Source organism: Streptomyces sp. NPDC044921 (genome assembly GCF_056432865.1).
The window spans coordinates 380,649-392,821 of record NZ_JBWKIF010000003.1; the positions used below are offsets into that span (position 1 = coordinate 380,649).

Here is a 12,173-nt window from a genome sequence, read left to right on the forward strand (position 1 = left end):
ACGCGGCGGGCCGCCCCTTGGGCGCCCGGGCCTCAGCCCCCCAGGGCCGGCAGCACCCGCTCGCAGAACAGCCGCAGGCTGCGCCATCCCTCCTCCACCGGCATCCCGCCCGCCAGCGGATGCAGCACGTACGAGTCGAGACCCAGCCCCGCGCACTGCTGCGGCGTGAGGATCCGGTACACGCCCTCCGCGCGCAGCTCCGCCACGGTCGTCGCCGTCGACCTCACCGCCGAGCGCACCGCCCCCGACTGCCAGGAGGCGTACGTCCGCGCCTCGTGCAGGAAGTGCCGGCCGTACTCCGCCCAGGCCCGGTCCGGGTCCTCGGCCACGTGCAGCAGCGGCGTCTCGGCCGCCGGCATCATCACCCACCCCTCGGTGCCGTACTCGACCAGCCGCTCCTTGTAGTACGCCTCCAGCTCCGGCAGGTGCGCGCTGGGGAAGAACGGCAGGCCGAGCCGGGCGGCGCGACGGGCGGCCGGCCTGGAGGAGCCGCCGACCAGGAGCAGGGGATGCGGCTCGGTGAAGGGGCGCGGGGTGACGCGGACCGTGCGGCCCCGGTAGGGGAAGGGCTCGCCCGTCCACGCCCGCAGCAGCGTCTCCAGCAGCTCGTCCTGGAGCTTCCCGCGCCGGGAGAAGTCGACCCCGAAGTGCTCGTACTCCTGTGGCCGGTACCCGATCCCGGCGACCGTCACCAGCCGGCCGCCGCTGAGCAGGTCCAGCACGGCGATCTCCTCGGCGAGCCGCAGCGGGTCGTGCAGCGGGCCGATGACCGCCGAGACGGTGACCGCGACACGCCGGGTCGCGCCGAAGACGGCTCCCGCGAAGGCGAACGGCGAGGGGAGCCAGTTGTTCTCCGCCCCGTGGTGCTCCTCCGTCTGCACCGTGGTGACGCCCCGGTCGTCGGCGTAGGCGGCCATCTCCAGGGCCGCCCGGTACCGGGCGCCGAGTTCGGCGGGGCGGGCCCCGGGGGCGACGAGGTTGAAGCGTACGACCGTGACGGGCATGGCGGCGTCTCCCTTCACCGGGCGGGTGTCCGGGGGACGTTAGCTGACGGTGCGTCAGACATCCAGGGGTGTGGAGATCCGGCGGCCCCGGGCCTTCCGGGGCGGTGCGCGCGGGGTGACCCGGGGCCCCATGACTGATACTGGACGCGTTATGGACATCGTCATCCTTGCTGTAGTCATCGCCGTGGTCGTGCTCGGCGCGCTCGGCGGGCTCATCGTCGGCAGCCGGCGCAAGAAGCAGCTGCCGCCGCCCCCGCCCGCGGCGCCCGACATCACCGCCCCACCGGCCGAGCCGCACGTCGGCGACGAGGCCGAGACGCCGCGGGAGGAACCGCGGCGCACGATAGAGGAGGTGGATCTTCCGGACGGCTCGGCTCCGGTCGTCGTCGAGGAGCCGCCCGCCGAGGCTCCCGCGATCGAGATCCCGGAGCCCACCGCCGGCCGCCTGGTCCGGCTGCGGGCCCGGCTCTCCCGCTCGCAGAACGCCCTCGGCAAGGGCCTTCTGACCCTGCTGTCCCGCGAGCACCTCGACGAGGACACCTGGGAGGAGATCGAGGACACGCTGCTCACCGCCGACGTCGGCGTGCAGCCCACCCAGGAACTGGTCGAGCGGCTGCGCGAGCGCGTGAAGGTCCTCGGCACCCGCACCCCCGAGGAACTGCGCACCCTGCTCCGCGAGGAGCTCATCACCCTGGTCGGCCGCGACATGGACCGCGCGGTCAGGACCGAGCCGGAGGACCGCAAGCCCGGCATCGTGATGGTCGTCGGCGTCAACGGCACCGGCAAGACCACCACCACCGGCAAGCTCGCCCGCGTGCTGGTCGCCGACGGCCAGAGCGTCGTCCTGGGTGCGGCCGACACCTTCCGGGCCGCCGCCGCCGACCAGCTCCAGACCTGGGGCGAGCGCGTCGGCGCCCACACCGTGCGCGGACCGGAGGGCGGCGACCCCGCCTCCGTCGCCTTCGACGCGGTCAAGGAGGGCAAGGAGATGGGCGCGAACGTCGTGCTCATCGACACCGCCGGGCGCCTGCACACCAAGACCGGCCTCATGGACGAGCTCGGCAAGGTCAAGCGGGTCGTCGAGAAGCACGCCCCGGTCGACGAGGTGCTGCTCGTCCTCGACGCCACCACCGGCCAGAACGGCCTGGTCCAGGCCCGGGTCTTCGCCGAGGTCGTGGACATCACCGGCATCGTCCTCACCAAGCTGGACGGCACGGCCAAGGGCGGCATCGTGGTCGCGGTCCAGCGCGAGCTGGGCGTGCCGGTCAAGCTGGTCGGGCTCGGGGAGGGCGCGGACGACCTGGCGCCGTTCGAGCCGGAGGCGTTCGTTGACGCCCTTATCGGGGAGTGAGTTCGGCACCCGCCGCCGCACGACCCGCGAAGAACCGTACCCGCGCGAGAAGCGCCCGCCCCCGAGGTGCAGTCGGGGACGGGCGCTTCGCTCTGTGTCCTGGCCGCGGGCTAGGCGCGTGAGCGGTGCGCCACGTACGCCAGCGTGCCCAGCACCAGGCGGGCCTCCGGCGGCCGGGAGGCCGAGTCCAGGGCGGGGGAGCGCAGCCAGCGGACCGGGCCGAGGCCGCCGCGGTCCGAGGGCGGCGCCGTGATGTGCGTCCCCGGGCCGAGGCCGCGCAGGTCGAGGGCGTCCGGGTCGTCCCAGCCCATGCGGTAGAGCAAGCCGGGCAGGTCCGCGGCGGCGCCGGGGGCGACGAGGAACTGGGCACGGCCGTCGGGCGTGGCCGCGACCGGGCCGACGGGCAGGCCCATGCGCTCCAGCCGGGCCAGGGCGCGGCACCCGGCCGGTTCGGCCACCTCGATGACGTCGAAGGCCCGGCCGACCGGCAGCATCACCGCGGCGCCGGGGAACTCGCCCCAGGTTTCCGTCACCTCGTCCAGCGTCGCCCCGGCGGGGATCACCGGGGCGAAGTCCAGCGGGTGCGCACCCGGAGCGGAGCAGCCGCGGCGGCCGCAGGAGCACGCGCCCGCCGACGCCCGGGCGCCCGGCACCACGTCCCAGCCCCACAGTCCGGTGTACTCGGCCACGGCCGTGCCGTCCGACGTGCGGCTGCGGCGGCGCGAGCCGGACCGGATGTCGCGCATGCCCCGGCTGATGCCGATCGTGAAGCCCATACCCCCTCCAACGGGTCCGGCGCAGCGGTGGTTACGCAGCGGACGCGATACGTGACTCTCTGTTTCCGCCTTCCCGGTGGCGGCCGGTTCACTCCGCGCCAGGAAGCGCCCAGGGTGGTGCGCCCGACGGCGCGCGCCCTTGAGTGCATCGCTGCACCCGCTCCTGGGTGTGTCCTGTCAAGTGAATCGCGCGTTGACGTACGTGAGTTCATTCGAAGGGGTGGCGAATGGTGGCGTTTGCGTGTGAGCCGGGGCTGGACGGGTGATCGTAGGATTACTTTGTGTGCACGAGGCCTGGGGGCACATGCACTCGCGGGTATGCCGGAGGCAAGTCGCCTTTCCGTTCGAAGGGTGACAAGACCCGGACGGGCGGCCGTACGAACCGGCATGCTGATAGGGCTTGGCGCACTCGGCGACAAGTGGTCTCAGGGATGGGGGCGTTCCAGTGAGCGGCAACGGCGGAAGCGGAACGAACGCTGCACACGCGACGCACACTGACAAGCGCCCGAACGAGCTGCTCACCTCCTGGTTCGTGCGCAGCGGCTGGTCCAAGGGCGAGCTCGCCCGCCAGGTCAACCGCAGAGCACGGCAGTTGGGCGCCAACCACATCTCCACGGACACCTCACGGGTGCGCCGCTGGCTCGACGGCGAGAACCCGCGCGAGCCCATCCCCAAGATCCTCTCCGAGCTGTTCTCGGAGCGTTTCGGCGTCGTCGTCTCCGTCGAGGACCTGGGGCTGCGCACCGCGCGCCAGTCACCGTCCGCGACCGGCGTCGACCTGCCGTGGACGGGCCCGCAGACCGTGGCCCTGCTCAGCGAGTTCTCGCGCAGCGACCTGATGCTGGCGCGGCGCGGCTTCCTCGGGAGCTCGCTGGTCCTGTCTGCGGGCCCGGCCCTCATCGAGCCCATGCAGCGCTGGCTCGTCCCCTCGCCCCCGGGCCCGCGCTCCGAGCCCGAGCCGGCGGCCGCCTCCGGGCGCGCCCGCGGCCGCCTCTCCAAGCCGGAGCTGGACCTGCTGGAGTCCACGACGGTGATGTTCCGCCAGTGGGACGCCCAGTGCGGCGGCGGGCTGCGCCGCAAGGCCGTCGTCGGCCAGCTGCACGAGGTGACCGACCTGCTCCAGGAACCCCAGCCGGAGGCCACCACCCGGCGCCTGTTCAAGGTCGCCGCCGAGCTCGCCGAGCTGGCCGGCTGGATGTCGTACGACATCGGGCTGCAGCCGACCGCGCAGAAGTACTTCGTCCTCGCGCTGCACGCCGCCAAGGAGGCCGGTGACCGGCCCCTCGGCTCGTACGTGCTGTCCAGCATGAGCCGCCAGATGATCCACCTCGGCCGGCCCGACGACGCGCTGGAGCTGATCCACCTCGCGCAGTACGGCAGCCGGGACTGCGCGAGCCCGCGCACCCAGTCGATGCTGTATGCGATGGAGGCCCGCGCCTACGCCAACATGGGCCAGCCCGGCAAGTGCAAGCGGGCCGTGCGGATGGCCGAGGACACCTTCGCCGAGGCCGACGAGTGGGACGAGCCGGACCCCGACTGGATCCGCTTCTTCTCCGAGGCCGAGCTCTACGGGGAGAACTCCCACTCGTACCGCGACCTGGCCTACGTCGCCGGCCGCAGCCCCACCTACGCCTCGCTGGCCGAGCCTCTGATGAAGCGGGCCGTGGAGCTGTTCGCCGAGGACGGCGAGCACCAGCGGTCGTATGCGCTGAACCTGATCGGGATGGCCACCGTGCACCTCCTGCAGCGCGAGCCCGAGCAGAGCACGGTCTTCGCCGCCGAGGCCATGCGGATCGCCAAGAAGGTCCGCTCCGAGCGCGTCAACACCCGGATCCGCAAGACCGTGGACACCGCCGCACGCGACTTCGGCGACCTCGGCGAGGTCGTCGACCTGACCGAGCGGCTCGCCGCCGAACTGCCCGAGACCGCCGAGGCGGTCTGACCGGCCTCACGGCCCCCTGAACCCCGGCCGCGGCCGGCCCTCCCGAACTGCCCGACTCGGCTCCCCCAGCCAGGTCATCGGAAGGCCGGCCGCGGCCGGCCCGTGCGCCCCGAAGGCGGGGGCCCGCGGAAGGTTGCGCCACGATAACGATCGGCGCACCCCGCCATCCGGCAGTTCATCGACGCGTAACACAGCACGCGCCTTCGTCACGGTCGCGAAACAACGAGGGGCTTCCACCGAAACCGCGCTGCGCCAATCTCGTGGCGCATAACCGGCCCACCCCCTCACTCCGCTCCAGGCTTCGCCCGCACGGGGCCGTACCAACGACGAGGAGACGCCGATGGCACCAGCCATCACCCTTGCCGCAGAAGCGCCCAAGCTGTCTGCCGCCAACACAGGGTTCATGCTCATCTGTTCCGCCCTGGTGATGCTCATGACCCCGGGCCTGGCCTTCTTCTACGGAGGCATGGTCCGCGTCAAGAGCACCCTGAACATGCTGATGATGAGCTTCATCAGCCTCGGGATCGTCACCGTCCTGTGGGTGCTGTACGGCTTCTCCATGGCGTTCGGCACCGACTCCGGCAGTCTCATCGGCTGGAACTCCGACTGGGTCGGCCTCGGCAACATCGGCCTGACCGAGCTGTGGGACGGCTACACCATCCCGGTCTTCGTCTTCCTGGTCTTCCAGCTGATGTTCGCCATCATCACGCCCGCCCTGATCAGCGGCGCCCTCGCGGACCGCGTGAAGTTCAGCGCCTGGGCGCTGTTCGTCGCCCTGTGGGCCACGGTCGTCTACTTCCCGGTCGCGCACTGGGTCTGGGGCGCCGGCGGCTGGGCCTTCGAGCTCGGTGTCATCGACTTCGCCGGTGGTACGGCGGTCCACATCAACGCCGGTGCCGCCGCGCTCGGCGTGATCCTGGTCATCGGCAAGCGCGTCGGCTTCAAGAAGGACCCGATGCGCCCGCACAGCCTCCCGCTGGTCATGCTCGGCGCCGGTCTGCTGTGGTTCGGCTGGTTCGGCTTCAACGCCGGCTCCTGGCTCGGCAACGACGACGGCGTGGGCGCGCTGATGTTCGTCAACACGCAGGTCGCCACCGCCGCCGCCGTCCTCGGCTGGCTCGCCTACGAGAAGATCCGCCACGGCGCCTTCACCACGCTCGGCGCCGCCTCCGGCGCGGTCGCGGGCCTGGTCGCCATCACCCCGGCCGGCGGCGCGATCTCCCCGCTCGGCGCCATCGCCGTCGGCGCCATCGCCGGCGTGCTGTGCGCCATGGCCGTCGGGCTGAAGTACAGGTTCGGCTACGACGACTCCCTCGACGTCGTCGGCGTCCACCTGGTCGGCGGCATCCTCGGCTCCCTGCTCATCGGCTTCTTCGCCACCGGCAAGGGCCAGTCCGACGTCGCGGGCCTGTTCTACGGCGGCGGCCTGGACCAGTTCTGGAAGCAGTGCGCCGGCGTCTTCGGTGTCCTCGCCTACTCCCTGGTCGTCTCCGCGGTCCTCGCCTTCCTCCTGGACAAGACGATCGGCATGCGGGTCTCCGAGGACGACGAGGTCGCCGGCATCGACCAGGCCGAGCACGCCGAGACCGCATACGACTTCAGCGGCGCCGGTGGCGGCGCCGCCAAGACCGCCGCCGTCGTGGCCGCCGTGGCCGGGGCCGAGAGCAAGAAGGTGGACGCATGAAGCTCATCACCGCCGTCGTGAAGCCGCACCGGCTCGACGAGATCAAGGAGGCCCTGCAGGCCTTCGGCGTACACGGCCTGACGGTCACCGAGGCCAGTGGCTACGGACGGCAGCGGGGCCACACCGAGGTCTACCGCGGTGCCGAGTACACCGTCGACCTCGTCCCCAAGATCCGCATCGAGGTCCTGGTCGAGGACGACGACGCCGAGCAGCTGATCGACGTCGTGGTCAAGGCGGCCCGCACCGGCAAGATCGGTGACGGCAAGGTCTGGTCCGTCCCGGTCGAGACGGCCGTACGGGTCCGCACCGGCGAGCGCGGCCCCGACGCGCTCTGACGGCCTTCCAGGCAGGCAAACGAACAGGAGTCGCCGGGTGACGGGTACGGACGTGCGGAACGAAGCAGAGGACTCGGGACCCGGCGGCTACGCGGCGGCCCGGCTGCGCCTCCTCACCGAGGAGGCGCGGTCCGGGCCGCCGCGCCGTGCGGCCCTGGCCGAACTGACCGACGACTGGCTCACCGGCCTGTTCACCGCGGGCGCCGGGGACCTGCGCGGCGCCTCCCTGGTCGCCGTCGGCGGCTACGGACGCGGTGAACTGTCCCCGCGCAGCGACCTCGACCTGCTCCTGCTGCACGACGGCGGCGACACCAAGGCGGTCGCCGCCCTCGCCGACCGGCTCTGGTACCCGGTCTGGGACCTCGGTCTCGACCTCGACCACTCGGTGCGCACCCCCGCCGAGGCCCGCAGGACCGCGGGCGAGGACCTCAAGGTGCAGCTCGGCCTGCTGGACGCCCGGCACATCGCCGGCGACCTCGGCCTCACCGCGTCCCTGCGCACCGCCGTCCTCGCGGACTGGCGCAACCAAGCGCCCAAGCGCCTGCCCGAACTTCAGGAACTGTGCGCCGAACGCGCCGAGCGGCAGGGCGAGCTGCAGTACCTGCTGGAACCCGACCTGAAGGAGGCCCGCGGCGGGCTGCGCGACGCCACCGCGCTGCGGGCCGTCGCCGCCTCCTGGCTCGCCGACGCCCCGCGCGAGGGCCTCGCCGACGCCCGCCGCCGCCTCCTCGACGTCCGGGACGCCCTGCACCTGGCCACCGGACGCGCCACCGACCGGCTCGCGCTCCAGGAGCAGGACCAGGTCGCCGCCGAGCTCGGCCTGCTCGACGCGGACACCCTGCTGCGGCAGGTCTACGAAGCCGCGCGGATCGTCTCGTACGCCAGCGACGTCACCTGGCGCGAGGTCGGGCGGGTCCTGCGCTCGCGGGCCGTGCGGCCCCGGCTGCGCGCGATGCTGGGCGGGGGCAAGCCCACCGCCGAGCGCTCGCCGCTGGCCGAGGGCGTGGTCGAGCAGGACGGCGAGGTGGTGCTGGCCCGGGCCGCGCGCCCCGAGCGGGACCCGGTCCTGCCCCTGCGCGCCGCTGCCGCCGCCGCGCAGGCCGGGCTCCCGCTGTCCCTGCACGCCGTACGGCGCCTGGCGGCCACCGTGCGCCCGCTGCCCACGCCCTGGCCCGCCGAGGCCCGCGAGCAGCTCGTCACCCTGCTCGGCTCCGGCCGCCCCACCGTGGAGGTCTGGGAGGCGCTGGAGGCCGAGGGGCTGATCACCCGGCTGCTGCCGGACTGGGAGCGCGTGCGCTGCCGCCCGCAGCGCAACGCCGTGCACCTGTGGACCGTCGACCGGCACCTCATCGAGACCGCCGTGCGCGCCTCCGCGTTCACCCGCCGGGTCAGCCGCCCCGACCTGCTGCTGGTCGCGGCGCTGCTGCACGACATCGGCAAGGGCTGGCCCGGGGACCACTCGGTGGCCGGCGAGATCATCGCCAGGGACGTCGCCGCCCGCATCGGCTTCGACCGGCACGACGTCGCCGTCGTCGCCACCCTCGTACGCCACCACCTGCTCCTGGTCGAGACCGCCACCCGGCGCGACCTGGAGGACCCGGCCACCGTGCGCGCGGTCGCCGACGCCGTCGGCTCCCCGGGCACCCTGGAGCTGCTGCACGCGCTCACCGAGGCCGACGCCCTCGCCACCGGCCCGGCCGCCTGGTCGTCGTGGCGCGGCTCGCTCGTCACCGAGCTGGTCGAACGGGTCGGGGCGGTGCTCGCCGGCGACGTCCCGGACGACCCCGAGGACGCAGCCCCCACCGCAGAGCAGGAGCGTCTCGCCCTGGAGGCGGCCGCGACCGGCGGTCCCGTGCTCTCCCTGCGCGCCCAGACCGAGCCGCCCGCCGGGCAGGAGCCGTCCGGCGACCCCGAGCCGCTCGGCGTGGAGCTGCTCATCGCCGTCCCCGACCAGCCCGGGGTGCTGCCCGCGGTGGCCGGGGTCCTCGCCGTGCACCGGCTGACCGTGCGGACCGCCGAGCTGCGGTCGCTGACCCTGCCCGCCGGGGTCGACGGATCCGTCCTGCTGCTGGACTGGCGCGTCGCCGCCGAGTACGGCTCCCTGCCGCAGGCCGCCCGGCTGCGCGCGGACCTGGTCCGGGCCCTGGACGGCTCCCTGGACATCGCCGCCCGCCTCGCCGAGCGGGACGCGGCCTATCCGCGCCGCCGGGGCGTGGTCGCGCCCCCGGCGAGGGTGTCGGTCCACCCGGCCGCCTCCCGGCTGGCCACGGTCATCGAGGTCCGCTCCCAGGACGCCCCGGGCCTGCTGTTCCGCATCGGCAGCGCCCTGGAGGACGCCGGCGTGCGGGTGCGCAGCGCCCACGTCTCGACGCTCGGCGCCAACGCCGTCGACGCCTTCTACGTGACGGGCCCGGAGGGCGCGCCGCTGCCCGGTGACGAGGCCGAGCCGGTGGCACGGAAGCTGGAGGAGACACTGCGGGGGTGAGGGCGACCCGGCGACTTGTCACGCCGGGATACCCTGGAGGGCGATTCCCCAGTCCGTCTCCGACCCCGAGGACCGCGAGCGCCGTGTTCGATACTCTTTCCGATCGCCTCTCAGCGACCTTCAAGAACCTGCGCGGCAAGGGACGGCTCTCCGAGGCGGACATCGACGCCACGGCGCGCGAGATCCGGATCGCTCTGCTGGAAGCCGACGTCGCCCTGCCGGTCGTCCGGACGTTCATCAAGAACGTCAAGGAGCGTGCCCTCGGCGCGGAGGTCTCCCGCGCGCTGAACCCGGCCCAGCAGGTCCTCAAGATCGTCAACGAGGAACTGGTCACGATCCTCGGCGGCGAGACCCGGCGCCTGCGCTTCGCCAAGCAGCCGCCCACCGTGATCATGCTGGCGGGTCTGCAGGGTGCCGGTAAGACCACCCTGGCGGGCAAGCTCGGCCGCTGGCTGAAGGAGCAGGGCCACTCGCCGCTGCTCGTCGCCTGTGACCTGCAGCGCCCCAACGCCGTGAACCAGCTCAGCGTGGTCGCCGAGCGCGCCGGCGTCGCCGTCTACGCCCCGGAGCCGGGCAACGGCGTGGGCGACCCGGTCAAGGTCGCCAAGGACTCCATCGACTTCGCCAAGTCCAAGGTCCACGACATCGTGATCGTGGACACCGCCGGCCGCCTCGGCATCGACCAGGAGATGATGCAGCAGGCCGCGGACATCCGCGACGCCGTCTCCCCGGACGAGATCCTGTTCGTCGTCGACGCGATGATCGGCCAGGACGCGGTCAACACCGCCGAGGCCTTCCGCGACGGCGTCGGCTTCGACGGCGTGGTGCTCTCCAAGCTCGACGGTGACGCCCGCGGTGGTGCCGCCCTGTCGATCCGGCAGATCACCGGCAAGCCGATCATGTTCGCCTCCAACGGCGAGAAGCTGGACGACTTCGACGCCTTCCACCCGGACCGGATGGCCTCCCGCATCCTCGACATGGGTGACCTGCTCACCCTGATCGAGCAGGCGGAGAAGACGTTCAGCCAGGAAGAGGCCGAGAAGATGGCCTCCAAGCTGGCGTCCAAGAAGGGCCAGGACTTCACCCTGGACGACTTCCTGGCCCAGATGGAGCAGGTCCGCAAGATGGGCTCCATCTCCAAGCTGCTCGGCATGCTGCCGGGCATGGGCCAGATGAAGGACCAGATCCAGAACCTCGACGAGCGGGACGTCGACCGCACGGCGGCCATCATCAAGTCGATGACCCCGGCCGAGCGCCAGGACCCGACGATCATCAACGGCTCGCGCCGCGCCCGTATCGCCCGCGGTTCCGGTGTCGAGGTCAGCGCCGTGAAGAACCTGGTCGAGCGGTTCTTCGAGGCGCGCAAGATGATGTCCCGCATGGCCCAGGGCGGCATGCCCGGGATGCCCGGGATGCCGGGCATGGGCGGTGGCCCCGGCCGGGCGAAGAAGAAGCAGAAGCAGGCCAAGGGCAAGCAGCGCTCCGGCAACCCGATGAAGCGCAAGCAGCAGGAGCAGGAGGCCGCCGCGCGCCGCGCGGCCGCCGCGGAGGGCGGCAACGCCTTCGGGCTGCCCCAGCAGGGCGCCAAGGACTTCGAACTCCCCGACGAGTTCAAGAAGTTCATGGGCTGACGAGCCGGTCCGGTACGACGACGCCGAGGGCGCTCCTTCCGTGAAGGGGCGCCCTCCCGGTCGTGTCAGGCGCCGTGTGTCACGGCGTCCGGGCGATCAGGTACCGGAACACGTTGGGCATCCACACGGTGCCGTCCCGCCGCTGGTGCGGGTGCAGCGCCTCGGTCAGCTCCTTGTCCACCTGCACCTGGTCCGTCGCGCCCATCGCCGCGTCGAAGAGCCCCGTCGATTTCAGGCCGCGTACCGCGCTGTCCACGTCGGCGTAGCCGAAGGGGCAGGCCACCCGGCCCGAGCCGTCCGGCCTGAGCCCGGCGCGCTGGGCGACGTCCTCCAGGTCGTCGCGCGAGGCAGGACGCCAGCTGCCCGAGTGGCGCAGCGGCTCCGCCAGCTTGGTGGCGACCCGCAGCACGGACGCCGTGGCGCACCGCTCCGGCGGGCCCCAGCCGGCCAGCACCACGGCGGCTCCGCGCTCGGCGAGCGGCGTCGCCTCCGCCAGCAGCCCGCCCAGCCCCTCCGAGTCGCCCGCCAGGCATCCGATCGGCTCGAAGGCCGTCACCAGCGTGTAGGCCGGAGCGCCGGACCGCGCGGCGTCCCCGGGCGAGCCGTCCACCAGCCGGGTGTCCGGGCGCGTACCGGTACCGGACGACCCGGGCAGCAGCCGCTCCCGCGCGAGGGCCACTCTTTCGGGGGAAGCGTCGACACCGGTGACCGCCGCTCCCCGGGCGGCGGCCATCAGCAGGGCGAGTCCCGAACCGCAGCCGAGGCCGAGCAGCCGCGTGGCGGGACCCACGTCCAGTCGCTCGTAGACGGCCTCGTAGAGCGGTACGAGCATCCGCTCCTGGATCTCGGACCAGTCACGCGCGCGTGCACGCAGGTCCACGCGGGGTGCGGCCCCCGCGTGAGGCAGGTGCTGCCGCACGAGCGTAGGTGTCATAAGTAAGCGCCCCAATCCGCCGAGAGTTGCC

General features: G+C 73.0%; 9 protein-coding genes. 6 read left to right on the plus strand and 3 right to left on the minus strand.

The features are described from left to right. Window positions 1-32: 32 nt before the first annotated feature. A complete protein-coding gene (locus AC07DA_RS06835) occupies window positions 33-1,004 on the minus strand; it encodes an LLM class flavin-dependent oxidoreductase (protein ID WP_479125244.1) in 972 nt (323 codons plus the stop codon). Between the two features lie 151 nt (window positions 1,005-1,155). On the opposite strand from AC07DA_RS06835, the gene ftsY reads away from it, so the two are divergent. Next, on the plus strand, window positions 1,156-2,355 hold the full coding sequence (ftsY, locus tag AC07DA_RS06840) for a signal recognition particle-docking protein FtsY (protein WP_479125246.1): 1,200 nt from the start codon (window positions 1,156-1,158) through the stop codon (window positions 2,353-2,355). A 110-nt stretch (window positions 2,356-2,465) separates the two neighbouring features. Here ftsY and AC07DA_RS06845 read toward each other — a convergent pair whose 3' ends face one another. Continuing rightward, window positions 2,466-3,131: a bifunctional DNA primase/polymerase gene (locus AC07DA_RS06845; protein WP_479125248.1), complete on the minus strand. Its 666-nt coding sequence runs from the start codon at window positions 3,129-3,131 to the stop codon at window positions 2,466-2,468. Between the two features lie 445 nt (window positions 3,132-3,576). On the opposite strand from AC07DA_RS06845, the gene nsdA reads away from it, so the two are divergent. From nsdA to ffh, 5 genes are all read left to right on the plus strand, one after another. After that, window positions 3,577-5,073, plus strand: coding sequence for a transcriptional repressor NsdA (nsdA, locus tag AC07DA_RS06850; protein WP_479125250.1), 1,497 nt, complete (start codon window positions 3,577-3,579; stop codon window positions 5,071-5,073). 340 nt (window positions 5,074-5,413) lie between these two features. Next, window positions 5,414-6,757 carry an ammonium transporter gene (locus AC07DA_RS06855; protein ID WP_479125252.1) on the plus strand — a complete coding sequence of 448 codons (1,344 nt, stop codon included), beginning with the start codon at window positions 5,414-5,416 and terminating at the stop codon, window positions 6,755-6,757. Then, window positions 6,754-7,092, plus strand: a complete 339-nt coding sequence (locus AC07DA_RS06860; protein WP_004924863.1) for a P-II family nitrogen regulator — start codon at window positions 6,754-6,756, stop codon at window positions 7,090-7,092. The genes AC07DA_RS06855 and AC07DA_RS06860 overlap by 4 nt, the downstream gene beginning before the upstream one ends. A gap of 37 nt (window positions 7,093-7,129) precedes the next feature. Continuing rightward, window positions 7,130-9,577 (plus strand): [protein-PII] uridylyltransferase, encoded by a 2,448-nt coding sequence (locus tag AC07DA_RS06865; protein WP_479125254.1) that lies wholly within the window; start codon window positions 7,130-7,132, stop codon window positions 9,575-9,577. An 83-nt stretch (window positions 9,578-9,660) separates the two neighbouring features. Then, the gene (ffh, locus tag AC07DA_RS06870) at window positions 9,661-11,208 is read left to right on the plus strand and encodes a signal recognition particle protein (RefSeq protein ID WP_479125256.1); all 1,548 of its coding nucleotides are present in this window, start codon (window positions 9,661-9,663) and stop codon (window positions 11,206-11,208) included. Window positions 11,209-11,287: 79 nt separating this feature from the next. Here ffh and AC07DA_RS06875 read toward each other — a convergent pair whose 3' ends face one another. Next, entirely contained in the window at window positions 11,288-12,142 is an 855-nt protein-coding gene (locus tag AC07DA_RS06875) for a methyltransferase domain-containing protein (RefSeq protein WP_479125258.1), read from the minus strand. Between the last annotated feature and the right edge of the window lie 31 nt (window positions 12,143-12,173).

Excerpts from the sequence above, each read along its gene's own strand:
- AC07DA_RS06860 (WP_004924863.1), top strand. The coding sequence starts at position 6,754 with ATGAAGCTCATCACCGCCGTCGTGAAGCCGCACCGGCTCGACGAGATC.
- AC07DA_RS06845 (WP_479125248.1), bottom strand. The coding sequence starts at position 3,131 with ATGGGCTTCACGATCGGCATCAGCCGGGGCATGCGCGACATCCGGTCC.
- AC07DA_RS06855 (WP_479125252.1), top strand. The coding sequence starts at position 5,414 with ATGGCACCAGCCATCACCCTTGCCGCAGAAGCGCCCAAGCTGTCTGCC.
- AC07DA_RS06835 (WP_479125244.1), bottom strand. The coding sequence starts at position 1,004 with ATGCCCGTCACGGTCGTACGCTTCAACCTCGTCGCCCCCGGGGCCCGC.
- AC07DA_RS06875 (WP_479125258.1), bottom strand. The coding sequence starts at position 12,142 with ATGACACCTACGCTCGTGCGGCAGCACCTGCCTCACGCGGGGGCCGCA.
- ftsY (WP_479125246.1), top strand. The coding sequence starts at position 1,156 with ATGGACATCGTCATCCTTGCTGTAGTCATCGCCGTGGTCGTGCTCGGC.